This window comes from Dechloromonas sp. ZY10 (assembly GCF_041378895.1).
In the GTDB taxonomy this organism is placed as follows: Bacteria; Pseudomonadota; Gammaproteobacteria; order Burkholderiales; family Rhodocyclaceae; genus Azonexus; species Azonexus aquae.
This window is the reverse complement of record NZ_CP144212.1, coordinates 852,912-878,505: the sequence shown is the minus strand read 5'-3', so window position 1 is coordinate 878,505 and position 25,594 is coordinate 852,912. Positions and strand designations below refer to the sequence as shown.

Genomic DNA, 25,594 nt, shown 5'->3' with positions numbered 1-25,594 from the left:
CCATGCCCATCCCCCTCCCATCTCATGGCGAGCAGTTGCTGCTGGCCCACAGCAGCGAAATCCTGCTTGCCGTCTCGGCGGCTGACCAACGGATCGTTGCTGCCAACCGGCGCGCCTGCGACCTGCTGGGTTACCCGGAAGAGCGCCTGCTCGAGATGGAGGTGACGGAGCTAGAGTCGAGCCTGGGCGACATTTTTTACTGGGAGGAAGTACGCCACGGCGGCAGCGGTGAGTTCGACAACGTCGAAGGACAATATCTGTGCGCCGACGGCAGCCTACTCCCAGTCATCAAGAGCGCCCGTCGTGAACGTAGCCCCGACGGCGACTGGATTGTCCTGCGCATGCGGGATGCGCGGGAAGCCAGACTGGCCGAGGAACGCGCCACCCAACTGACCGCACAACTGCAGGCCACATTGGAAGCCAGCGGCGACGGAATTCTGGTACTCGACACAGCAGGCAACGTCGTCAATATGAATCGTCGCTGCACCCAGATGTGGGGGCTTCCCGATGCGATCCTGCTCCAGGGAGACCAAGCCATACTCGACTGGCTGGACGGCCAGTTGAGCCCAAGTTGCCGTGAAAAAAGCCTGAGCGGCAAGACCGACACGGTCGACGATGAAAAACTCGAAATTCTCGAACTCAGCAATGGCAACTATTTCGAACGGCGCTCGCGCCCACAACTGGCCAAGGAACAAGTCATCGGCCGGGTTTACAGCTTTCACGACATTACCGAACGCATCGTTCACGAACGCGAACTGACTGCTGCACGCGAAAAAGCCGAGCAGGCCAATCGAGCCAAAAGCGATTTCCTGGCGATGATGTCACATGAAATCCGCACACCGATGAATGGCGTCATCGGGATGAGCGCGATGCTTCTGGAAACCGGTCTGCAAAGAGAGCAGCGGCAGTACGCAGAAATCATCCACGCCAGCGCAGAAGCATTGCTCTCGATCGTCAACGATGTGCTGGATTTCTCCAAAATCGAGGCCCGCAAGCTAACCCTGGAAAGCATCGACTTCAATCTCTTTTCGCTGCTAGAGGACTTTGCCGACCTGTACAGCATCCGCGCCGCTGAAAAACACCTGAACTTCGACTGGTCCTTCTCTCCCGACACCCCAGGAGAATTCTGCGGCGATCCAGGCCGCCTGCGCCAAATCCTGATCAACCTGGTCGGAAACGCGATCAAATTCACCGAACGCGGCGAGATCACGCTCAGCATCGATCTGCTCGAACAGACTGCAAGCGAAGCCTGCCTGCGTTTCTCTGTCAGCGACACCGGTATCGGTATCCCGCCCGAACGGCGCGAATCGATCTTTCACCCCTTTGAACAAGCCGACAACTCGACCACTCGCCAGTACGGCGGAACCGGGCTCGGACTGGCCATATCAGCCCAACTGGCACAGATGATGGGTGGAGAAATCGGCCTGACCCCCAGACCCGAAGGTGGGAGCACCTTCTGGTTCAGTTGCCGCCTCCCACTACAACCAACCGGGGGGAACGCCACCTCAACACAGCCCCCGCCACCACTGGCCGGCCACAAGGTGCTGATCGTCGATCACCGCCCCCACAACCGTCGCCTGCTCTCCGGCTTGCTGCAACAATGGCAAATCAGCGCACTCACCTGCGACAACGCGGAGCAGGCCCTAAGTCTTCTGGAGCAAGAGCAGGCCGGGACAACCCCAATCGACGCCGTCCTGATCGACCGCCTGCTTCCCGGCATTGACGGCGAAACCCTTGGTGCCTGGATTCGTGAGCGCCCCGCACTTCGCGACACGGCGCTGATCCTGATGACCTCGCACGGCCGCCGCGGGGACGGGCCACGAGCCGCCGACATCGGTTTTGCTGCCTACCTGCCGAAACCCGTCAAGCGCAGCACCCTTGCTGAATGCCTGCGTCAAAGCCTGCGCGCCCCCCATCGACCCGAACAGGCACTGATCACCCAGCACTCGCTGGCCGAAGAACATCGCCACAACGTACGACTACTGCTGGCCGAAGACAATCAGGTCAACCGGGCTGTTCTCGGCAGTATGCTGGGCAAGCTGGGCTATACCCGGATCACGATTGCCCACAACGGCCGCGAAGCTGTGGACCTGGCCTGCACCGAAGGCTACGACCTGATTCTGATGGACTGCCACATGCCGGTGATGGATGGCTACCAAGCCACACAGGAACTGCGTCACCGGGGAATCGAGATTCCGATCATTGCCGTCACGGCCAATGCGATGAGCGACGATGTTGATCGCTGCTTGGCAGCAGGCATGAACGACCACATTGCCAAACCGATCATTCTCAAGACCCTGGCCCAGACTCTTGAAAGACACCTGTACAACGGGAATGACGAAGCCCTGCCTCTGGCAGGCCCCTGACTGCATCAGGAATGCGGTTTTCCACGCGACGGCCAATGCCCGGCCAACGCAAACAGCGCTGCCAGCAACAGGCCCAAGGGCAAAATGAAATACACGAGAAGATCAAGCATGCCGGCATTATTCCAAATGAATCAGAATAATGCAATTGCCAAATTTGACAAAAGCTCACAACTACAAGACCAGCGCAGTTGCCAAGAGAAGACCAACGCACTGCCGGCAGAGGGAAAATGGTGCGTCCCAACGGAATCGAACCGCTGACCTCCACGATGTCAACGTGGCGCTCTAACCAACTGAGCTAGGGACGCGCTATGCGGGCAAACTGAAAGGCGTGGAGGATATGAAGCCCCCAAGCAAGCCCATTGACAAGCGGGCTGCAGAGTTTTTGGTGCCGTTGATGTGAATCGAACACACGACCTACTGATTACGAATCAGTTGCTCTACCAACTGAGCTACAACGGCAACACCGAAAGGACCGGAGCACCGGCACCCAACAGAGATTAGAATTATAGCTTTTGTTTCTTCCGGCAGGCAAGCCTCCTCACCAGTATGAATCTCTTGCGCACCCTGGTTACAGTCAGCGGCATGACCCTGCTCTCCCGTATTCTCGGCTTCGTTCGCGACTTCGTGATCGCCCGAGCCTTTGGCGCAGGCCCTGCAACGGATGCTTTTTTTGTCGCGTTCAAGCTCCCCAACCTGCTCCGCCGGATGTTTGCCGAGGGCGCATTTTCACAGGCTTTCGTGCCAATCTTGGGCGAGTACAAGAACCAGCGCGGCGACGAAGAAACCCGCCACCTGGTCGATCACGTCGCCACCCTGCTGGTTTTCGCGTTATGCATCCTGACGGTGATCGGGATGGCCACGGCCCCGCTGCTGGTCTGGCTATCCGCTCCTGGCTTCAGCGCCGATGCCAGCAAATTCGAACTGACCGTCAGCCTGACCCGAATCACCTTTCCCTATATTTTCTTCATGTCCCTGGTCGCGCTGGCCGGAGGCATTCTCAACACCTGGAGCCGCTTCGCCGTTCCCGCCTTTACGCCAGTTCTGCTCAATCTTGCGTTCATTGGCATGGCGCTGTTTGCCGCCCCTTACTTCGACCCACCCATCCTGGCTCTGGGCTGGGCGGTCTTCATCGGCGGCGCCCTGCAACTGGGACTGCAAATTCCGGCCCTGAAGCAGATCGCCCTCCTGCCACGGCCCCGCCTCGACTGGCGCGCAGCCTGGGCCGATCCCGGAGTCCGACGCATAGCCGGCCTGATGGGCCCGGCTCTGGTCGGAGTCTCTGTTTCCCAGATCAGCTTGATCATCAACACCGTTTTTGCCTCTTTTTTAAGTAGCGGCAGTGTCTCCTGGCTGTATTACGCCGACCGCCTGATGGAGTTCCCCGCCGGCCTGCTCGGGGCTGCCCTCGGCACCATCCTGCTGCCCTCGCTATCGCGCTGCCACGCCAGCGGTGATCGCAGCGAATATGCGAAACTGCTCGACTGGGGCTTGCGCCTGACCCTGCTGCTGGCGGCACCGGCCTCGGTCGCCCTGGCCATTCTTGGCGTACCGTTGCTGGCGACCCTGTTCCAGCACGGCGCCTTTTCCGCCGACGATGTGCTGCGCACTCGCGAGGCCCTGGTTGCATATAGCGTCGGACTGACCGGCCTGATTCTGGTTAAAGTCCTCGCCCCGGGTTTCTATGCCCAGCAAAACGTCCGCACCCCGGTCCGGATCGCATTGATTTCGCTGGCTGCAACCCAGGCCATGAACCTGGCGTTGGTCGGCTGGATCGCTCACGCCGGGCTGGCGCTTTCGATTGGCCTGGCCGCCTGCCTGAACGCAACCCTTCTTTACCGCGGCTTGCGGCAAAGCGGAATCTATGTGCCGCAACCAGGCTGGGACCGCTTCATGCTCAAGCTGATGCTCGCCCTGGCAGCCATGGCAACCACCCTGTGGCTGGGCATGGGCCGCGAAGCCGACTGGCTGCAGGGCCACCTGTGGCAGCGGGCCATCCACCTCGCCTGGCTTGCCCCCCTTGGCGCAGCCAGCTATTTCGCTACACTGTGGCTACTCGGCTTCCGCCCCAGGGATTTCCGGCGCCGCGCCAGCACCTGACACAGAACCAACAAACAGGAGGAGACACCATCATGCACGTCACCAGCAGCAGTTTCGCCGACGGCGCCCGCATTGCCGGCGACCATGCTTTCTGCCTGCCCGATCCGACCCGTCACGTCTGTCTGGGCAAAAACCGCAATCCGCAACTCAGTTGGCACGATGCGCCGGCCGGCACTCGCTCATTTGTCGTTCTCTGCCACGACCCCGATGTACCCAGCCAGGGCGACGACGTTAACCAGGAAGGCCGGACGGTACCGGCAACGCTGCCGCGCGTGGATTTCTTTCACTGGGTCCTGATCGACCTTCCGGCCAGCATCAATAACATCGCCGAGGGAGAGTTCAGCAGCACCGTAACCCCACGCGGCAAACCTGGACCACAGGCCGGGCACGGCGCTCGCCAGGGAATCAACAACTACACCGACTGGTTTGCCGGCGACAACGACATGCGCGGCGACTACTACGGTTACGACGGCCCCTGCCCCCCGTGGAACGACGAAATCGTCCATCGCTACATTTTCACGGTCTACGCGCTGGATATCGAAAAACTGCCGGTATCGGGCAGATTTGGCGGCCCGGAAGTGCGCAATGCAATGACCGGCCACATCCTGGCGGAAGCCCGCCTGCACGGAACCTACACGCTCAACCCGGCACTTTCCGGCTGAGGCGGCATGGCCTCAGGGAGGAACAGGGTGACACACAGCCCGCCCTCCTCCCGGTTGGCAGCGAACACTTCGCCGCCCGCCGCCTCAACCGCGCGCCGGGCAATCGCCAAACCAAGGCCATAGCCATCCATGGCACCCGTATCGGCACGAACAAAGGGCGAAAAAATGTGCGGCAACAAATCCTCGGAAACCCCTGGCCCCTGATCGGCAATCTGCAAGCTCAACCGTCCCCCCTGCCGTTCGCAAGACAAAGCCAGGCAACCGCCAACCGGCGAAAAGCGCAACCCGTTGCGCACCACATTATCGATGGCCGCCTGCAACAACTCGGGCGAAGCTTTGACCCACAACCCTTCCGGGCAACGCAAGCTGACCTCGACCTGGCGCGCGCATCCCTCAAAACTGGCATCATCGACCAATTGCCGGAGCAGTTCGCCAAGATTGAATGTCTCCGCCCTGGCTGCACCGGCCTCAGCCCGTGCCAACGCCAGCACTTCGCCAACCAGAACATCGAGCCGCTCCCCCTCACGCTCAATCCGCTCCAGCAACTCCGCCGCCCGCTCCGGCTGCTGCCTGGCCAGGCCGATTGCTGCCTGCAATCGGGCCAAGGGCGAGCGCATTTCATGCGAGACATCGTGCAACAATCGCCGCTGCCCGAGTACCAGCCCCTGCAGCCGTCCGGCCATACAGTCAAGATCACGCCCAAGCTCGGCCAATTCGTCATTTCTCCCGCGCATCGCTGCACCCACGCGCGCGTCGAGATTGCCGGAGGCAACCTCGGCGACGGTTTTCCGTATCGCCCGCAAAGGACGGGCCACCGACCAGGCCAAACCGCCGGCACACACCAGACTGGCAACAAAACCGAGTAGCGCGGGCACCAGCGGCACATGAAAGTCTCCGGGCGAACGCCCCGGCCGCCGCTCCGGCGGTGGCCCCGGCGGCGGGCCCGGCCATTCGACGCGAGGCCCGCCGGGCCCCACAGGCGGCGGATGAAGATGGCTGCGGTGCTCCAGCCAGAAAACAACCCCGGTTCCGAGGACGGCGGCCAGTTGCGCCAGCCAGACGATCAGGAAAAACCGCCAGAACAAGCGCCCCACCTTTACTCCCGGATCAATTGATAACCACGGCGATAAACCGTTTGAATGCAGGAGCGGCCGTCCGGCAGCACCCCCAGCTTTTGTCGGATACTCGACAGGTGCACATCGACACTACGATCGAAACGCGCCAGCGGACGGCCCAACCCCTCCTGCGCCAGAACCTCCTTGCTTACCGGAATACCAGGCTGCCGTGCCAGGCTCAATAACAAGCTGAACTCGCTACTGGTCAAGGCCACCCGCTCGCCCTGCCACTCGACCACCCGCTGCGCCGGCCGGATGCACAGCGCACCAATGACCAGAGCGCCATCCGCCGCCTCTGCCGAGCGCCCCGTCCGACGCAGGATCGCACGCAAACGGGCAGCCAGTTCTCGCGGCTGACATGGCTTGGCCACATAATCGTCAGCCCCCAGCTCCAGCCCAAGAATCCGGTCAAGATCATCGCCACGAGCGGTCAGCATCAGCACCGGCAGATCCCCGGCCGCACGAATCTGGCGCAGCACCTCGACCCCGGAGAGCCCCGGCATCATCACGTCCAGCACCGCAATCGCGTAGCGCCCCGAAAGCGCAGCCTGCACCCCCGTCGCCGGATCATTCGCCACCCCCACGGCAAATCCATCCAGCCGCAAATAGTCGGCCAACAGGCCGGTCAGCGCAGCATCGTCGTCGATCAGCAATACATCCATCAAAGCCCTTTCTCCGGCACCATCGCTGCCGATGATAGCCAAACCCGGGCAAGCCTTACGCCCCTTTACACTTCTTTACGCCACCCGACGGCAAATCCTGCCGGGACGCAGACAACTTTCACGGTCAACGTCCAAAAATCGCAGTTTTCTGCAAGCAGCCTTGTACACCAGGTCCAACAGCTGACAAAACTTTACTTTTCTTAACTGAAAACACCGCCAATTCGATTCGATTCAGGCCGATAACTTGCTCAAACAGCCCGGGGCACCAACCCCACCTAACCAAGCAAGGAGTCCATCATGATCAATGGAATTGGTCACCAAAACAGCATGGCGAGCCGGATGTTTGCCCGCCTTGACACTAAACAGCAGGGCTATCTGGAAAAGACCGACCTGGCCAATGCTTTCAGCAAGATCGGCAACAGCAGCAGCGATACCAGCAGTTCGGGCATCGACGACGTCTTTGCCGCACTCGACGGCGACAGCGACGGCAAGGTCAGCGAAAACGAGTTTTCATCCGCACTGAGCAAACTGCGGGACGAGCTCGACAGCCAGTTCGGCCAGATGCGGATGCAGCAGGCAATGGCCGGCCAGGGCGTATCGGGACAGCGACCGCCACCACCTCCCGGCGGCGGCCAGGATGGCGGCTTCAGCAAAGATCAGTTAAGCAGCCAGCTAGAGGAAATCGGCAACAGCGACAGCCAGCGCAGCAGCCTGATCTCCAGCATTGTGGACAACTTCGATCAGGCCGACAGCAACGGCGACGGCAAGGTCAACCATGACGAGGCGATGGCCTACGGGGAAACCCTGACCCAAGGCAACGCCAAGGCAACCGGGGACAGCACTGCAACCTCGACCTCTGGCAGCGAAGCAGCCGTCATGCAGAAAATCATGCAGTTGATCCACGCCTACAGCCATGGCGCCCCCAACGACAATAGCAGCAGCCAGGCCAGCCAGCTGTCGGTCAGCGCCTGAGGAATGTCCGCCGCCGGCAGCCGCAAGGCCAAGGCGGCGGAATTTGCATGATCATCGGCGTAGACGGCAATGGTCAGCTGCCCCACCGGCCGCTTAAGATGCCGCTGCCAACAACCATAAGGAGACACTCATGCAAGCTTTCCAGGACAGCTACCCCGACAACGTGGCCCACTGCTACGGCTGTGGCCGCCTCAACCAGGCCGGCCACCAGATCAAGACCCATTGGGAAGGTGAGGAAAGCGTCACCCGCTATCTGCCACACCCCGAGCACACGGCCATCCCCGGCTTTGTCTACGGGGGACTGCTGGCCTCGCTAATCGACTGTCACAGCACCGGCACCGCTGCCGCCGCAATGTATCGCGCAGAAAACCGGGCAATGGACAGCGAACCGGCCTTCCGCTTTGTGACCGGCTCGCTGCATGTCGACTACCTGAAGCCCACTCCGCAAGGCGTCGAACTGGAGATTCGCGGCCAGGTCAAGGAAATCAAGGGCCGCAAGGTTGTCGTCACCGCCACCGTCTACGCCAATGGGATCGCCACGGCGCGCGGCGAAGTCGTCGCCGTGCAAATGCCCGACAGTTTCACCGTCTAAGCCCGATACAGCCCGACTTCAAGCGCCGGCCGCCCGCAGTTTACGGTACAAGGTCCGCGGACTGACGCCCAACGCCCGCGCCAGCTCACCGGTATCGTCCGGCTGCTGGCGACGGGCCCAGCGCAAGTAGGCCAGTTCCAGTTCCGCCAGCGGCTGGACACCGCTGACCCGGAACTCGCCAGCCGCATCGCCAGCCGACGCAGAAAGATCGAGCGGCAGATCCTCGGCCATTTCCTGGACATGCACGAGGTCGACCGTATCGCCGTCGGCCAGCAGAGATGCCCGCTCAATCAGGTTGCGCAACTCGCGAATATTGCCGTCGAAACGGCGCCCCTGCAGCCAGTTCAACGCCGCCGGGCTAAGCCGCCGACCGGGACGCCGATCAACCCGTTCGAGCAGCGACGAAGCAAGCAGCGGAATATCCTCCTTGCGCTCATGCAGCGCCGGCGTATGAATCGGAAAACTGTTGATCCGGAAGTACAGGTCGCGTCGAAAGCGCCCCTCAGCAACCATCGCCCGCAAATCCTGATGCGTTGCGCACACCAAGCGAAAATCAGCGGACAGGCAATCCAGCCCGCCGACCCGGCGGTAAGTCCCGGTTTCCAGCAGGCGCAGCAACTTGACCTGCTGTGACAAAGGCAACTCCCCGATCTCGTCTAGAAACAAGGTTCCTCCGGCCGCCGCTTCAACCAGGCCCAGCTTGCGATGGGCGGCCCCGGTAAATGCGCCCTTTTCGTAACCGAACAACTCGCTTTCAAAGAGGGTTTCGGTCATGCCAGCACAGTCGACCGGAACGAATGGCCCCTTTTCGCGACTGCTCGCCTCGTGGATCGCGTGCGCCACCAATTCCTTGCCGGTCCCGGTTTCCCCCAGCAGCAACACCGCAGCCCCCGAGTGCGCCACCCGCATCACCTTTTCCAGCATCCGGATAAAAGCCGGCGCGCGCCCCACCAGCCCCTGGGCCGCCGGGCGACTGCTGCTGTGACGAACCACCGACATGGTTTCGACAAAGTAGGTGATTTCACCCGCTTCATTGCGGATCGGCGTGGTATCGACCGCGACGTGTTCTTCGCCACGCGGCGTATGGTGCAAATGCAGCACCCGCTGCGGCGTACCGGACTCCAGGCTCTGTTTCAGGGGGCAAGACTCGCCGGCCTGATCGCAAGGCACGCTGAAATGGTGAGAGACCTCGTAACAGCGGCGCCCGACCAGTCCGCCGGCGGCGCCGAATTCGCGCATGTATGCGGCATTGGCCGCAACAATGCGATAATCAGCATCCATCACAATGCGCGGTTCAGGCAGTGCTTCAAGGAAAGAAATCAGTTCGCTCAGCAAACGGGCCATGGTGACAAACCTGACAAAATAACCAACAGTGGCCGCCAATTTTGACACAAACCACTGATCTTCCCCGAGAACAAACTGCAACAATGCAGACAAGCACCTGTTTTTTAATAGATCATACGAACTAGGCAAAACAGGCACGCATCTTGTTATAAACCGACTTTACCCGGCTAGCGAAAACCCCGATGAATCAAGCAGACCAACCGCAAGAGGCCGCACCGGCCAAAGTCTCGTTTTACGAGAAACGCAAGAAAATCCACGCCAAGAGCGTGCGTGGCTTCTTCGACAACTGGCGGATCGCGCTGGTGATGTTCACCCAGGTCCTCTTTTACGGCGGCCTGTGGCTTGAATGGAACGGCCGCCAGGCAATCCTCTTCCATCTGGTCGAGCGCAAGTTCTACATTTTTGGCTTGGTCTTCTGGCCACAGGACGTGATCTATCTGGCTGCCCTGCTGATCATTTCGGCTTACGCGCTATTCCTGGTCACCGCTGTCGCCGGGCGCCTGTTCTGCGGCTACGCCTGTCCGCAAACGGTGTACACCGAGATGTACATGTGGATCGAAAATCTCGTCGAAGGCGACCGCAACGCCCGCATGAAGCTCGATAAGGCACCGCCAAGCGGCCGCAAGTTCGCTCTGCGCGGTACCAAGTACCTGCTGTGGACGGCACTCGGCCTGTGGAGCGGCTTCACCCTGGTCGGCTACTTCACCCCGGTCAAGGAACTGATCAACAACGTGCTGACCAACAGCCTCGGCCCCTGGGAAGCCTTCTGGATCTTCTTCTACGGCGGCTTCATGATCCTGATGGCCGGCTTCCTGCGCGAGCAGGTGTGCAAGTACATGTGCCCCTACGCCCGCTTCCAGAGCGTGATGTTCGACCCGGACACGCTGATCATCACCTACGACCCGGAGCGCGGCGAGCAACGCGGTGCCCGCAAGAAAGGCGTTGATCCCAAAGCCGCCGGCCTTGGCGACTGCGTGGACTGCGGCCAGTGCGTACACGTCTGCCCGACCGGGATCGACATCCGCAACGGCCTGCAGTATGAGTGCATCGGTTGCGCCGCCTGTATCGACGTTTGCGACCAGGTCATGGACAAAGTGGGGCTGCCGCGCGGCCTGATCCGCTATTCGACCGAAAATGCGCTGGCGCAGCACCTCAGCCGCAAGGAGATCATGGCCCACATCGTTCGCCCGCGGATCCTGCTGTATACCGCCATCCTGGTCGTCATCTGCGGCCTGTGCACCTGGTTCCTGGTGCACCGCATTCCGCTCAAGGTCGACGTTATCCGCGACCGCTCGGTGCTCGCCCGCGAAGCTGACGACGGGCGGATCGAAAACGTCTATCTGCTGCAGATCATGAATACCGAGGAGCGCCCGCACCGCTACAAGATCACGGTCGACGGCCTCGAAGGGGCCGAAATCGCCGGCAACAGCGAATTCGAAGTCGCCGCCGCCAGCCTGCAAGGGTTCAATACGGCCGTGCGCGTGCAACCCGATGCCGGCAAGAGTGGCGCCAACACCATCCACTTCAATATTGTCGCCGCCGACAACCCCGAAATCGCCCTGCGTGAGAAAGCCAGCTTCCTGCTGCCGCGCTGAACTTCGAGTTACCCCTGAACCCGGCCCGCCTCCGGCGCGCCGGGTTTTTTACTGCCCGCCGGCACAGGCTTGACCGCCCCCTGCGGCAAGCGCACGATACGGCCAAGAACAGACCATCTGCGCCGCCACCCTGCGGCACACCGGAGGGAGAAAGGATGGCCCATGGATAGCCTTCTGCTGCTGACTGTGGCGACGATCGTCGTCGTCCTGCTGTTCGACTACACCAATGGTTTTCACGACGCAGCCAACATCGTCGCCACAGTCATCGCCTCGCGCGCAATGACTCCGGTCCAGGCGGTTTTGCTGGTTGGTGTCTGCGAATTTCTCGGCCCCCTGCTCGGAGGCACAGCAGTCGCCAACACCATCGGCAAATTCGTCACCCTCGACGACCTGCCCGCCAAGCTCTCGCTGGCCGTGCTCCTCTGCGGCCTGCTCGGCGCAATCGTCTGGAACCTCGGCACCTGGTACTTCGGGATACCCGCCTCATCCTCGCATGCGCTGGTGGGCGGGTTGGCTGGCACCGTCTGCGTTGCCACCGGTGGCGACCATGTCGCCTGGGGCTTTGCGGCACTGGCCGCAGGCCAGCTGACCGGCATCGTCAAAATTCTGGCCGCCTTGCTGCTGTCGCCGCTGATCGGTTTCTGGGTCGGTTTTTTGCTCCACCGGCTGTTGACCGTGATCCTCCGCACCGCCCGCCCGGCGGCCAATGCCCGGCTGCGCGGCGCCCAGTTTTTCACTGCGGCCGGACTGGCTTTCTCCCACGGCGCCAACGATGCGCAAAAAAGCATGGGCATCCTGACCCTGGTGCTGCTGCTGGGCGGCTTCATCCCCCGCTTCGAGGTTCCCTTCTGGGTCATGCTTGCCTGCGCCTGCGCCATGACGCTGGGCGTTCTCTCCGGCGGCTGGCGTATCGTCCGCACACTCGGCTTTGCCATCTACCGGGTCCGCCCCCTGCACGCCCTGGGCTCGCAACTGACCTCGGCCAGCGTAATCCTCGCCGCCTCGTTGAGCGGCGCCCCGGTCTCCACCACCCATGTCGTAACCACCTCGATCATGGGTATCGGCGCCTCGGAACGAGCCCGGGCAGTACGCTGGAGCAAAGCCAAGGACATCGGAGTCACCTGGCTGATCACCATTCCCGGCGCCGCTCTGGTTGCCATCCAGGCCTACGCACTGCTCAACCTTTTCCTGGGAAGCTCGCCATGAACCAGCCCGCCGCCCCCCCGCCCCCACTGTTGCGCCGAATTTTTGAACGCGTCTTTCCTAAAATGCCGGACTTTTTCGGACTACTGACCGAACAATGCCAACAGGTAGCCCACAGCGCGACCCTGCTCGTCGAATTCATGGAAACCGGCAACCCGGAAACCGGCCAGCTGATCCGCCGCGACGAACACGAGGCCGACCAGATCAAGGTTCGCAACCTGCATACCCTGAACGAGGCATTTTCGACGCCGATCGACCGTGAAGACCTCTACCGGGCAATCATCGACCTCGATGAAGTCGTCAATTACTGCAAGACCACCGTCAGCGAAATGGATGTCCTGGCCCTGGCTCCCGACAAGCACTGCCTCGACATGGCCCTTCACATCAAGCTGGGCGTCGATGCACTGGCCTTGGGCTATGCCAAGCTCTCAAGCAACCCGGCCGGCGCAGCCAGCGATGCGGACGCCGCACGCAAGGCCGAGCGCCGGGTTGAAAAAGCCTACCGCCGGGCCATCGCCGAACTGTTTCAGGGCGATGATTATATTCACATGTTCAAGCGCCGCGAGATTTACCGTCACTTGTCGAATGCAGCCGACCGGATGGCGAATTGTGCAAATACGCTACACGACATCGTGGTCAAGATGTGTTAAATGCTAAAATCGACACTCCTAAAGTTATATATCTTTAGTCAGGGTCCTTAACCGACACCCTGGCACAACCGGAGTGTCCATGAAGCAAAAGCGGCAAATCCTGCTCGCTTTCATCCTGCCCGCGATTGTCGCATTGCTGACGGTGGCAGTATTTCTCGAAAGCTCTAATCGCCAACTCGCCATCGAGCGCTGGTCGGTAGAGCACCAGTCACTGGTGCATGGCATCGGCGACGCTGTCGAGGAACGCCTGAGCGAAGTGCGCGGCCTGCTCGAATATGCAGCCAGACAGGAAAGCTTCCGCCAACTGACCGACAGTCGTCAGATCAACCCGGCGATCAACGGCATTCCCGAACATGTTGAAACCAACAAGAGGCATATGCTGCAATCGCTGCTGGCACAAATGCCGGCGCTGAGCATCGCCTTTCTCGCCCTGCCCGACGGGGAAATCTACCTGGCCCAGCCCTATGCAGTGCAACGCAGCCTGCACAAGCACAATCTGGCCGACCGCGCCTACTTTCAGGAAGCCACACGCACCCGCCAGGCAACGGTTTCAAACGGCCTGCTGACCGTCGACGGCCGCCTCTCGGTAGTAATCGATCTCCCGCTGCTCGATGCCCAGCAGCAGATTTATGCCCACCTGGGGGCAGTCGTTTCGCTGGAAAACCTGTCCACCCTGCTCAGTCCCGAACGTATCGCCCCCTTCGACCAGGCTTTGCTGGTCGACCGGCAAAATCGCCTGCTCGCCCACACCTGGCCCAACGAGGTGATTCCGGAAGTGCAAAGATCGCCATTCCAGCACCCGCTACTCGCCACATTTGCCGATGGAGAAGACGACAAGGTCCGGTTTCTCGAATTTGCCGACCGCAGCCAGCGCCGCTGGCTGGGCTTCGGCCTGCATCTGAACAACGGCTGGACTCTGGTTGTCCAGCGCGAACTGGATAGCGCCCTCAGCGAATACTCAGCCGCCACCCGCCGCAGCACGGCGCTGGTCGCCGCCATTCTGATCGTGACCGGCGGCATCGGCCTGCTGATCGCACTGGTGGTCACCAATCGCTGGGAGGAAGCCAGCCAGCAGGTAATCCGCGCCCACGACGAACTGGAGCAACGAGTTGCCGAACGGACCGCAGAGCTGGCCGCCAGCCAGGAACGGTTGGCCCGTTCCAGCGACTTTTACCTGTCGGTGCTTGAAAGCTTTCCTGCCCTGATCTGGCGCTCGGGCCTCGATGCCAAGTGCGATTACTTCAACCGGACCTGGCTTGAATTCACCGGCCGCCCACTCAGCGAGGAACTCGGCGACGGCTGGGCCGAAGGCGTGCACCCCGAAGACCTCGAGCGTTGCGTCGAAACCTACATCAGGAATTTTGAGGCACGCACGCCATTTGAAATGGAATACCGCCTTCGCCACCACAGTGGCGAGTACCGCTGGATCATCGACATGGGCCGCCCCTTCCACGGCATTCAGGGCGAATTCATCGGTTTCCTCGGCGCCTGTTTCGATGCTTCCGAACGGCACGCTGCTGCCGAACGATTGCGTCTGGCCGCCAGCGTCTTTTCGCACGCCCGGGAAGGCATCCTGCTCACCGATGCCGAGACCAACATCCTTGAAGTCAACGATGCCTTCTGCGAAATCACCGGCTACAGCCGTGCTGAAGTTATCGGCCAGCGTCCCGGCATGCTCAAGGCCTCACGCCTGCACAACCAGGACTTTTATCAGGAAATGTGGATGGCCCTGCGCGAGCACGGCTACTGGCAGGGCGAAATCTGGAACCGCAAGAAAAGCGGCGAGGTTTATGCCGAGCTGCTAACCATCTCCACAGTCCGCGATGCGCGCGGCGCAATCGCCAACTACGTCGGAATCTTTGCCGACATCACGCTGCAAAAGGAACACGAGCAGCGGCTTGAACATCTGGCCCATTATGACCCGCTGACCGGCCTGCCGAACCGCACCCTGCTCAGCGACCGCCTGCACATGGCCATTGCCCAGGCCCAGCGCAACGGCCGGCAACTGGCCATCTGCATGCTCGACCTGGATGGTTTCAAGCAGGTCAATGATCGTTTTGGACATGCTACTGGCGACCAACTGCTGGTGGCATTCACCCACCGGCTCAACGACGAATTGCGCCAGACCGACACCGTAGCCCGGCTGGGCGGCGACGAATTCGTGATTCTGCTCAACGAACTGGAGTCGCTCGAACAAGGCATCGAAATCCTGCAGCGGGTGATCCTGGCTGCCGGCCAGAGCTACACCCTCGGCAACGACGAAATTGTCCGCGACATCACCGCCAGCATTGGCGTCACCCTTTACCCCGACGACGGAGCCGACCCGGACCAATTGCTGCGCCATGCCGATCAGGCGATGTACATTGCCAAGCAGACTGGCGGCAATCGCTATTTCATGTTCGACCCATTGAAAGACCTGACCATCCGCAAGGAGATCAGCCAGCTTGAACGCCTGGGCGAAGCCCTTAACCGGGGTGAGTTCGAATTGTTTTATCAACCCAAGGTGGACATGCGGCGCGGCCGACCGATTGGTGCGGAAGCCTTGATCCGCTGGCGACATCCAGAACGCGGCCTGGTTTCACCGGGTGAGTTCCTGCCCTTGATCGAACAACACGCGCTGGCAATTCCGCTCGGCGAATGGGTGATCGGCACCGCCCTGCGGCAGATGGAAGCCTGGCGGCAACAAGGACTGACGCTGCGGATCAGCGTCAATGTCTCGCCACGCCACCTGCAGCAGGCCGATTTTGCCACCATGCTGGCAGGGCAACTGGCGCTACATCCGGATGTTCCACCGGAATGCCTTGAACTCGAAATCCTCGAATCGGCTGCACTCGAAGACACCCAACACGTCAGCGAAGTGATCGCCGCCTGCCGTCGGATGGGAGTGCACTTCTCGCTCGACGATTTCGGCACCGGCTATTCCTCGCTGCTCTACCTCAAGCTGCTCCCAGCCGACACGCTCAAAATCGACCAGTCCTTCATCCGCAACATGCTCGACGACAGCAACGACCTGGCCATCGTCAAAGGGGTGATCGGCCTGGCTCGTGCCTTCAACCGCGATGTGATCGCCGAAGGGGTCGAAACCGTCGATCACGGCATCGAACTGCTCAAGCTTGGCTGCGACAAAGGCCAGGGCTACGGCATCGCCCGCCCGATGCCGGCTGCCGATTTCCCGAATTGGGTTACCAACTGGCGGGCCCCCGCCAGTTGGCACAGCCAAAGCTGACACAACCCCTCCCGCTCCGCTGCCCCCTGGCATAAAAATCGCTTAATCCCTGGTTATCAGGATAAGTACCAAGGGTATTCGCCCATTCCCGGGCGAAGCGGCAAATTCCGGCAAAAAGGCGGCAAGCCTTGGCCGCCGGCAGAGGTTTCCCGGTGCCCGGCACCGGCTAGGCGGAGAGTTCATGAGTTCGGTCATATTGCGGATGACGACCACGCAGATCGGTGCGCTGACCACGCTCCAGATCGCGTCCTTGAGTACGGAAGACGTGCAGGCACTGTCTTCTGCTCAAATAGCCGCACTCTCGACGACACAGGTCAATGCTCTGACCACCCAGGAAGTGGTTTCGCTCAGCGCAGAAGCCCTGGCCGCCCTGTCGCTCGCGCAGCTCAACGAATTTTCGACGGCCGAAGTTGCCGCGCTCAAAGCCAGCCAGATCGGGATCCTCAGCACCACCCAAGTCACCGGCCTGAGCAGTACCCAGATCGACGCCCTGACCACCTCCCAGGTCGCCGCCCTCTCCACCGCCGCCATCGCCGCCCTCTCCACCACCCAACTGGCCCTCTTCAGCACCAGCGAAATCGCTTCGCTCAAGGCCACCCAGATCGCCGCGCTCACCGCCAGCCAGCTGCAGAACCTCAGCACCGCACAACTCGCCGCGCTCTCCACCACCCAGGTCGCCGCACTCTCTTCCGGCCAGGTCACCAGCCTGCTCGACCCGCAACTCGCTGCCCTCTCCACCGCCCAGGCCGGCGCCATCTCCGCCATCGCCATCGGCGCTCTGGCTACTGCCCAATTCGCCCAGTTCACCAGCACCACCGTTGCCGCACTCAAAACCAGCCAGATCGCAGCACTCAGCACCACCCAGCTGCAGAATCTCGCAACCGCACAACTCAATGCGCTGACCACCAGCCAGATCGCTGCGCTGACCACCACCCAGGCCACCGGCCTCGCCGATCCCCAATTGGCCGCCCTGACCACCGCCCAGTTGAGCAATCTCAGCGCGGGCGCCATTGGCGCCTTCTCCGTGGCTCAGCTGGCCCAATTCGGCACCGTCGGCATCGCCGCCTTCAAAACCTCCCAGGTCGCCGCCCTCACCAGCGCCCAGGTCGCCGCCCTCGGGACGCCGCAGATCGACGCGCTCTCGACCAGCCAGATTCCTTCCCTGGTCACCGCCGCCGTGGCCGCGCTCAGTACCACCCAGCTGGCACTGTTCACCACTCCGGAGATCGCCGCCCTCAAGACTTCGCAGGTCGTCGTCCTCTCCGCCAGCCAGTTGCAGAACCTCAGCACCGCCCAACTCAACACCTTATCCACTACCCAGGTCGCCGTTCTCTCCACCACCCAGGTCACCAGCTTCACCGACCCACAAATCGCGGCCCTCACTACCGCTCAGGTCACCAGCCTCAGCCCGGCCGCCATCGCGGCACTGAGCACCACTCAACTCGGCCAGTTCGCCACCACCACCATTGCCGCACTCAAAACTACCCAGATCGCGGTGCTCTCTTCGGCCCAGGTCGGCAATCTCGCCACGGCCCAGTTCGATGCGCTGACTTCGACCCAGCTGCCTTCGCTGAGCACGGCGGCCATTGCCGCCCTGTCCACCACCCAGCTGGGCCTGCTCACCACGCCCGAAATCGCCGCCCTCAAAACCACCCAGGTCGCGGCCCTTTCCGCCACCCTGCTGCAAAACCTCAGTACCGCCCAACTCAATACCCTGACCACCCTCCAGGTCGCCGCCCTGTCCTCCCTGCAGGCCTCCAGCCTGCTCGATGCCCAACTCGCCGCCCTGTCCACCACCCAGCTGACCAGCCTCAGCGCCAGCGCCATCGCTGCTTTCTCGACCACCCAGCTCGCCCAGTTCGGCACCACCGGCATCGCCGCCCTCAAAACCAACCAGGTCGCCGCGCTCACCAGCCCCCAGGTCACCGCTCTCGCTTCCGCCCAACTCGACGCTCTGACCTCGTCCCAGGTGCCCTGGCTGAGTACGGCGGTGATCGCTGCGCTCAGCTCGGCCCAACTGGGACAACTCAGCACCGGCGAAATCAGCGCCCTCAAGACTACCCAGGTTGCGGCCTTCAACACTTCTGCCCTGTCGGGACTGTCGACCGCGCAAATCGCCGCGCTCAGCTACGCCCAGGTTTCGGCGCTGAGCAGCAGCGAAGTCGCAAGTTTCAGCACCACCCAACTCGACACTCTGAACACTGCCCAGGTCCAGGGGCTGTCGCTGCCGGCACTGGGTGTCTTGAGCGCAGCCCAACTCAACCTGTTCACTACCGGCGAAGTCGCCGCGCTGACCACCTTGCAGATCGCGGCCCTGAACACCCTGCAAGTCACCGGCCTGAGCAGCGCCCAGATCGACGCCCTGACCACCTCCCAGGTCGCCGCCCTCTCCACCGCCGCCATCGCCGCCCTCTCCACCACCCAACTGGCCCTCTTCAGCACCAGCGAAATCGCCTCGCTCAAGGCCACCCAGGTCGCCGCGCTCACCGCCAGCCAGCTCCAGAACCTCAGCACCGCACAACTCGCCGCGCTTTCCACCACCCAGGTCGCCGCACTCTCTTCCGGCCAGGTCACCAGCCTGCTCGACCCGCAACTCGCTGCCCTCTCCACCGCCCAGGCCGGCGCCATCTCCGCCATCGCCATCGGCGCTCTGGCTACTGCCCAATTCGCCCAGTTCACCAGCACCACCGTTGCCGCACTCAAAACCAGCCAGATCGCAGCACTCAGCACCACCCAGCTGCAGAATCTCGCAACCGCACAACTCAATGCGCTGACCACCAGCCAGATCGCTGCGCTGACCACCACCCAGGCCACCGGCCTCGCCGATCCCCAATTGGCCGCCCTGACCACCGCCCAGTTGAGCAATCTCAGCGCGGGCGCCATTGGCGCCTTCTCCGTGGCTCAGCTGGCCCAATTCGGCACCGTCGGCATCGCCGCCTTCAAAACCTCCCAGGTCGCCGCCCTCACCAGCGCCCAGGTCGCCGCCCTCGGGACGCCGCAGATCGACGCGCTCTCGACCAGCCAGATTCCTTCCCTGGTCACCGCCGCCGTGGCCGCGCTCAGTACCACCCAGCTGGCACTGTTCACCACTCCGGAGATCGCCGCCCTCAAGACTTCGCAGGTCGTCGTCCTCTCCGCCAGCCAGTTGCAGAACCTCAGCACCGCCCAACTCAACACCTTATCCACTACCCAGGTCGCCGTTCTCTCCACCACCCAGGTCACCAGCTTCACCGACCCACAAATCGCGGCCCTCACTACCGCTCAGGTCACCAGCCTCAGCCCGGCCGCCATCGCGGCACTGAGCACCACTCAACTCGGCCAGTTCGCCACCACCACCATTGCCGCACTCAAAACTACCCAGATCGCGGTGCTCTCTTCGGCCCAGGTCGGCAATCTCGCCACGGCCCAGTTCGATGCGCTGACTTCGACCCAGCTGCCTTCGCTGAGCACGGCGGCCATTGCCGCCCTGTCCACCACCCAGCTGGGCCTGCTCACCACGCCCGAAATCGCCGCCCTCAAAACCACCCAGGTCGCGGCCCTTTCCGCCACCCTGCTGCAAAACCTCAGTACCGCCCAACTCAATACCCTGACCACCCTCCAGGTCGCCGCCCTGTCCTCCCTGCAGGCCTCCAGCCTGCTCGATGCCCAACTCGCCGCCCTGTCCACCACCCAGCTGACCAGCCTCAGCGCCAGCGCCATCGCTGCTTTCTCGACCACCCAGCTCGCCCAGTTCGGCACCACCGGCATCGCCGTCCTCAAAACCAGCCAAGTCGCCGCACTCACCAGCCCCCAGGTCGTCGCCCTGGACCCTACCCAGCTTGACGCACTGACTTCAATCCAGGTGCCTTCGCTATCGCTGGCGGCCATCGCGGCACTCAGCGGCGCCCAGCTGAACCAGTTCGCCACGGCTGAATTCGCGGCACTGAGCAGCGCTCAGGTCGCCAGCTTGAGCAGCACCCAGGTCGCCGCGCTGGCCACTGCCCAGTTTGACGCGCTGACCAGCAGCCAGGTACCGGCGCTCACCACCACGGTCATCGCCAACCTGAACACGACCCAACTGTCGCTGCTCGGCACCAGCGAAATTCCGGTCCTCAAGGCGACCCAGATTGGCGCTTTGACGACCACCCTGCTGCAAAACCTGAGTACTACCCAACTGGCCGCCCTGACCGGCACCCAGATCGCAGCGCTCAGCAGCACCCAGGCCACCGGCCTGGCCGACGCCCAGCTGGCGGCACTGAGCACCACTCAGATCAGTAACCTGGGAACCACCAGCATTGCCGCCTTCAGCACCGCGCAACTGAGCCAATTCGGCAGCATCGGCATCGCCGCACTGAAAACCAAGCAGGTCGCCGTTCTCACCACCACCCAGTTGCAGAACCTGAGCACGGCCCAGCTCAACGCCCTGAGCACGCTGCAGGTCGCCACCCTCAGTCCCGGCCAGGTCACCGGATTGCTCGATCCCCAACTCGCCGCCCTGAGTACCACCCAGATCAGCAGCCTGACCCCGACTGCCGTCGCCGCGCTGAGCACAACCCAGCTGGCGCAGTTCAGCAGCAGCGGGATCGCCGCCTTGAAGACGACGCAGGTGACGGTCCTGACCAGCACCCAGATCAGCAATCTGAGCACGACCCAGTTCGACGCGCTGAACACCACCCAGGTCGCCTCGCTCAACACCAGTGCTGTTCCGGTGCTCAGCACCACCCAACTGGCCCTGCTCGGCACCAGCGAGTTCGCCGCCTTGCGCACCACCCAGATCGCGGTGCTGACCACCGCCCAGCTGCAAAGCCTGGCGACGTCGCAGATCGCCGCCTTGAGCACCGCACAGATCGCGGTCTTGAGCAGCACCCAGAGCAGCAACCTGACCACCTCCCAACTGACCACGCTGAGTACCCTGCAGATTGCCGCACTGGGCACCAGCAGCATCGCGGCACTGACCACCGCCCAGATCGGCCTGTTCGGAACGGTCGGGATAGCCGCGCTGACCGCAGCCCAGATCGCCGCGCTGAGCAGCAGCCAGGTCGCCAATCTCGACAATACCCAGCTGGATGCGCTAACCAGTGCCCAGACCCCATCGCTGAGCACCGCTGCGATCAGCGCGCTATCGACCGCCCAGCTCAACCTCTTCAGCACTGGCGAAATCGCCACCCTGAAAACCACCCAGATCGCCGTATTGAGCAGCAGCCAGTTGCAGAATCTCGCCACTGCCCAACTCAATGCACTGACCTGCCTGCAAGTTGCAGCGCTCAGCAGCGCCCAAGTCAGCAACCTGAGCAATGCCCAACTGGCAGCCCTGTCCACGCTCCAGCTAGGCAGCCTCAGCACAGCCGCCATCGCCGCGCTGAGCACCACGCAGCTGGCACAGTTCGGCACGGTCGGCATCGCGGCGCTGAAGGCAACGCAAATCGGGGCACTGAGTAGCGCCCAGATCGCCGGTATCGCCACCACCCAGTTCGACGCGCTGACCACCAGCCAGCTTCCCTATCTCAGCACCGCCGCCATTGCCGCGCTGAGTACGCCCCAAATCGCAGTGATCAGCACCAGCGAAATCGCCATCCTGAAAACCAGCCAGATCGCCGCATTGGGCACGCCGCAGTTGCAAAGCCTGAGCACCGCACAACTCAACACCCTGAGCCCAAGCCAGATCGCCGCGCTGAGCAGCATCCAGGCCACTGGTTTGAGCGATCCGCAGCTGGCCGCGCTGAGTACCGCCCAGCTGAGCAGCCTGAATACGCTCGCCATCGCTGCCTTGGCCACGACCCAGATCGGCCAGTTCGGCACGGTCGGAATCGCCGCCCTGAGCAGCACGCAAATCGCCGCCCTCAAAAGCACCCAGGTCGCCGGCCTCGGCACACCGCAAATCGCCGCGCTGACCACCACGCAAGTCAGCGCCCTGAGCACGGCCGCGATTGCCGCCCTGGCCAGCAATCAACTCGGAGAATTCAGCACCGGCGAAATTGCTGCGCTAAAGACCGTCCAGATCGCGGCATTGACCACCACCCAGCTGCAGCAACTCAGCAGCGCCCACCTCAACGCCCTGAGCAGCGCCCAGATCGGCGCCCTCAGCGGCACCCAGATCGACGCCCTGAGCAGCCTGCAGGTCGCGCTACTGAGTTCGACCCAACTGGCCGGCCTCAGCACCAGCGGCGTCGCCGCGCTACGCACCGACCAGCTCGACCAGCTCGACAGCATCGACCTCGGCGTTCTCAACACCCGCCAGATCGGCGCGATCACCACCGCCCAGATCGCCCACTTCAGCACCGCCCAGATCGCCGCCCTCAGCTACACCCAGGTCGCCGCGCTGGCCACCGCCCCGGTCGTCGCGATCTCGACCACCCAAGTGCCGCATCTCAACGTTTAAACGCGGAAGACTCCGGTAGCCCTGTCCCTGTCTTTGCCGCGCCAAAACATCGGCAGAACGAGGATTTTTGCCGATTTTCACGGTCGACCGTGGGAATGGCAAAAAATGGCCCACTCGGCTGAGGTCAGGACAGTAGGCTCCTGAAGATTGGCAATAAACATGACCACCATGGCTATGCCGACAGACCCCAAGGGCAGCCTGCCCTTCCCCCTGTCGTAAAAATGGCACAAGCGACAGTTTTTTGCTTGCGGATACGGTCGACCGTGGGAAAGATCAAAAAAACAGTCATGCCAAGAAGCTAAAATAAGACCTTTGTCCTACCCCCACCTAGAGGAATATAGGCCAACGGGGGCTGGGTCTTTTTTGATCTGGGTTTTAGGGATTGGCCGCTTCCGGGAAATTGAACCCGCCCCCTTTTGCCCCCCCTTTTGTTCTCCTTGGACGGGGGGAGTGGGAGAGCCTAAGTGTCTAAACGAGAATGTTTTTTTAGCATCGCGATCATCATGCTGATCGAGTACCTTGTTTTTGATTGGACGTACCGATTCAGTGCTGATAAGAACATAACGGACCATATTTCATTTGCTGGAACGATTGTCGGGATTATCTTGGCTGTCGTAGCCATCTTTTATAGTTTTATTCAGGCAGAGTCCCAAAATCGTAGCAGCACTGAAATTGCCACTCAAATAGTTTCTCTTCGAGATGTGGTAAAAGATATTGATTTGTCAAAACTAAAGTTTTCTGACGAACTTAATCGCATGAGCGAAATCGCCAAAAAGCTGGATGCATTGGATTTGCATGTTGGCGAATCCAAAACAACTCTGTCATCAATGCATGCCGAGATGCTAAACCTTGCTTTTCAAATCGCAAATCTAACAGGATGCTCAAAAACGCCGCGATGCCTTCGGCTATTCGTTGCTGACGATGTTCAAACTTCTCCGACATTCCCTTTGTGGCACGTCGAAACCGGGTTTCAGGCGGTTTCTTTGCCTCTTTGGGGTTTGCTGCCCGCCTTTCGGCGATCAGCAGGCAGACTTCGCCCTATGTCGCAGACAATCGCCAGCCGAACAGCGTTGCCATCCGGGTCAGGTTGTAACAAGCGAAAGTGAAGACGGTTTGAGCCTTCACTTTCGCCAAGCCAATCAAACGGGTTTTGCGCAGACCTCCGATGGTCTTGCTCCACCCAAAAATCTCTTCCACCAACTTCCGCTTCTTCAGGCTGACCGCATAGCCCGCATGCCGGGTTGTGCGGCCATCAATCGCCGAGCCAGATTGCTTTGCCGCCACATGCGGGGTCACCTTCATCTCGCGCAGTGATTGCACGAAGTCGGCGGTGTCGTAGCCTTTGTCCGCCCCCAGCGTACTGCCCGCCTTCATCGTCCGGGCCGTCATCCTCAGCGCTGCTTCGCGTTCTGCCTTGCCGGTCGCTTGGGTCGCTTCAACATCCACCACCAGACCGTTACGGTTCTCCATCAGGGCGTGCCCCATGTAGCACAGGCGAGATTTGTCGCCCGCACTCTTCTTGAAGAGTCGAGCCTGATCATCGGTGGTGGAGGCGTGCGTCTCATTGCTACGCTTCTCGCCCTTGAAGTCCACCGTCGGGTTCTTGCCACCACCTTCGGGTGGCTTCCCCGAACCATCCTTGGACACAAAGCTCTTCATCGAGGCCCAGGCTTCAATCAGCGTCCCATCCACGGTGAAATGCTCATGCGAGGTCAGTCGCTTCCACTGTGCCAGGGCAACGACCTTGCCAAAGAACTCACGCATGATGTCCTCGGTAAAGAGCCGATCCCGGTTCTCGGTAAAGGTGGTCGCCGCCCAGATGCCTTCATCCATCGACAGGCCAACAAACCACCGGTACAACAGGTTGTACTCAATGTGCTGGACCAGTTGCCGTTCCGAGCGGATGGAGAACAACACCTGAATCAAGCTCGCACGCAGCAGTCGTTCCGCCGGAATGCCCGGGCGTCCCGTGTGCGAGTACAACTTGGCAAACGTGCCATTCATCGAAGCGAGAATGCCATCGACTAGCACGCGCAGTTTGCGCAACGGATGCCCTGCCGGGATCCGCTCCTCCAGACTCCGATAGCTAAACATCGCATGCTGTGTCGTATCCGCCGTCCTCATCTGCTTCAATCTCGTCCTGACAACCCGCCAATTATCTCATCAGCATCGGTTAGTCAGGGTTTTTGAGCATCCTGCTAAAGGAAAAAGAAGTTCAACCTATTCCCACGGCAATAGAGTCAGATGCAATCCCATCGCCGAGCCGCACCATTCTAAAGATAATATATTCATCATACGACACAATTTTTTTCTCGTATTGCTTAAAGTTAAGTATTGGCAAGCAGTATAGCGAAGATGATCTTGTGCTTAAACACTTTGCTGCACCGTTGTCCGACAAAGCAAAGGCAGAAGCAGATGAGGAGAAAAGTATGGACGAGTGGAGAAATACTTTCTCACGTCGTGCATCAGCTGCCAATCAGATTATAAAAATTCTAAAATCACTTGATTTCATAGAAAACTCTGAGAGAGAAAAAGTGATATTTAGTCAGGAACTCCAAGATGTTTTGCAATCGATTGATTTTGATGCTCAGTTATCAAAAGAAGACACCAAGTCTGATCGAGATGCCTTATCTAATTCTTTTAAACATTAATTGCCTTTAATATCAATACAGGGCATCAAGTCCCGGTTGGCTATAAAAAATATTTTTAAACAATTCAGGTTTTTCTTCTGCCACTCTTTCAGCGCCTGAAT

16 protein-coding genes and 2 tRNA genes are annotated in these 25,594 nt (G+C 61.1%); 12 read left to right on the top strand and 6 right to left on the bottom strand.

The window, feature by feature from the left end; translation table 11 throughout:
• The first annotated feature begins 2 nt into the window (after positions 1-2).
• On the top strand, positions 3-2,366 hold the full coding sequence (locus VX159_RS03975) for a response regulator (protein ID WP_371324694.1): 2,364 nt from the start codon (positions 3-5) through the stop codon (positions 2,364-2,366).
• A 228-nt stretch (positions 2,367-2,594) separates the two neighbouring features.
• Here the strand turns inward: VX159_RS03975 and VX159_RS03970 are convergent.
• Both VX159_RS03970 and VX159_RS03965 read right to left on the bottom strand, forming a co-directional pair.
• Positions 2,595-2,671, bottom strand: a tRNA-Val gene (locus VX159_RS03970).
• 78 nt (positions 2,672-2,749) lie between these two features.
• Positions 2,750-2,825, bottom strand: a tRNA-Thr gene (locus VX159_RS03965).
• An 87-nt stretch (positions 2,826-2,912) separates the two neighbouring features.
• Here VX159_RS03965 and murJ point away from each other — a divergent pair.
• Together murJ and VX159_RS03955 are read left to right on the top strand one after the other, a co-directional pair.
• A complete protein-coding gene (gene murJ / locus VX159_RS03960; RefSeq protein WP_371324693.1) occupies positions 2,913-4,463 on the top strand; it encodes a murein biosynthesis integral membrane protein MurJ in 1,551 nt (516 codons plus the stop codon).
• A 32-nt stretch (positions 4,464-4,495) separates the two neighbouring features.
• Positions 4,496-5,125, top strand: a complete 630-nt coding sequence (locus tag VX159_RS03955; protein ID WP_371324692.1) for a YbhB/YbcL family Raf kinase inhibitor-like protein — start codon at positions 4,496-4,498, stop codon at positions 5,123-5,125.
• Here VX159_RS03955 and VX159_RS03950 read toward each other — a convergent pair.
• On the bottom strand, positions 5,095-6,210 hold the full coding sequence (locus tag VX159_RS03950) for an ATP-binding protein (protein WP_371324691.1): 1,116 nt from the start codon (positions 6,208-6,210) through the stop codon (positions 5,095-5,097). The genes VX159_RS03955 and VX159_RS03950 overlap by 31 nt on opposite strands.
• A gap of 11 nt (positions 6,211-6,221) precedes the next feature.
• Positions 6,222-6,905: a response regulator transcription factor gene (locus VX159_RS03945; protein WP_371324690.1), complete on the bottom strand. Its 684-nt coding sequence runs from the start codon at positions 6,903-6,905 to the stop codon at positions 6,222-6,224.
• 294 nt (positions 6,906-7,199) lie between these two features.
• On the opposite strand from VX159_RS03945, the gene VX159_RS03940 reads away from it, so the two are divergent.
• Both VX159_RS03940 and VX159_RS03935 read left to right on the top strand, forming a co-directional pair.
• Positions 7,200-7,874, top strand: coding sequence for an EF-hand domain-containing protein (locus VX159_RS03940; RefSeq protein ID WP_371324689.1), 675 nt, complete (start codon positions 7,200-7,202; stop codon positions 7,872-7,874).
• Between the two features lie 130 nt (positions 7,875-8,004).
• Positions 8,005-8,466 carry a PaaI family thioesterase gene (locus VX159_RS03935; RefSeq protein WP_371324688.1) on the top strand — a complete coding sequence of 154 codons (462 nt, stop codon included), beginning with the start codon at positions 8,005-8,007 and terminating at the stop codon, positions 8,464-8,466.
• A gap of 18 nt (positions 8,467-8,484) precedes the next feature.
• On the opposite strand, the gene VX159_RS03930 is transcribed toward VX159_RS03935, so the two are convergent.
• The gene (locus tag VX159_RS03930; RefSeq protein WP_371324687.1) at positions 8,485-9,810 is read right to left on the bottom strand and encodes a sigma-54 interaction domain-containing protein; all 1,326 of its coding nucleotides are present in this window, start codon (positions 9,808-9,810) and stop codon (positions 8,485-8,487) included.
• 182 nt (positions 9,811-9,992) lie between these two features.
• Between VX159_RS03930 and ccoG the strand changes: the two genes are divergently transcribed.
• From ccoG to VX159_RS03900, 6 genes are all read left to right on the top strand, one after another.
• The gene (gene ccoG, locus VX159_RS03925; RefSeq protein WP_371324686.1) at positions 9,993-11,405 is read left to right on the top strand and encodes a cytochrome c oxidase accessory protein CcoG; all 1,413 of its coding nucleotides are present in this window, start codon (positions 9,993-9,995) and stop codon (positions 11,403-11,405) included.
• Positions 11,406-11,567: 162 nt separating this feature from the next.
• On the top strand, positions 11,568-12,611 hold the full coding sequence (locus VX159_RS03920) for an anion permease (RefSeq protein ID WP_371324685.1): 1,044 nt from the start codon (positions 11,568-11,570) through the stop codon (positions 12,609-12,611).
• A complete protein-coding gene (locus VX159_RS03915) occupies positions 12,608-13,258 on the top strand; it encodes a DUF47 domain-containing protein (protein ID WP_371324684.1) in 651 nt (216 codons plus the stop codon). Before VX159_RS03920 ends, VX159_RS03915 begins: the two co-directional genes overlap by 4 nt.
• A gap of 79 nt (positions 13,259-13,337) precedes the next feature.
• Entirely contained in the window at positions 13,338-16,484 is a 3,147-nt protein-coding gene (locus VX159_RS03910) for an EAL domain-containing protein (protein ID WP_371324683.1), read from the top strand.
• A 181-nt stretch (positions 16,485-16,665) separates the two neighbouring features.
• Positions 16,666-22,842 carry a beta strand repeat-containing protein gene (locus VX159_RS03905; RefSeq protein ID WP_371324682.1) on the top strand — a complete coding sequence of 2,059 codons (6,177 nt, stop codon included), beginning with the start codon at positions 16,666-16,668 and terminating at the stop codon, positions 22,840-22,842.
• A gap of 503 nt (positions 22,843-23,345) precedes the next feature.
• Complete coding sequence (locus VX159_RS03900) at positions 23,346-23,948, top strand: hypothetical protein (RefSeq protein ID WP_371324681.1); 603 nt, start codon at positions 23,346-23,348, stop codon at positions 23,946-23,948.
• Here the strand turns inward: VX159_RS03900 and VX159_RS03895 are convergent.
• A complete protein-coding gene (locus VX159_RS03895) occupies positions 23,881-24,966 on the bottom strand; it encodes an IS5 family transposase (RefSeq protein WP_371323871.1) in 1,086 nt (361 codons plus the stop codon). The two genes, VX159_RS03900 and VX159_RS03895, sit on opposite strands and share 68 nt — an antisense overlap.
• A 62-nt stretch (positions 24,967-25,028) precedes the next feature.
• Here VX159_RS03895 and VX159_RS03890 point away from each other — a divergent pair, with 62 nt between their 5' ends.
• Complete coding sequence (locus VX159_RS03890) at positions 25,029-25,493, top strand: hypothetical protein (RefSeq protein WP_371324680.1); 465 nt, start codon at positions 25,029-25,031, stop codon at positions 25,491-25,493.
• Positions 25,494-25,594 lie beyond the last annotated feature (101 nt).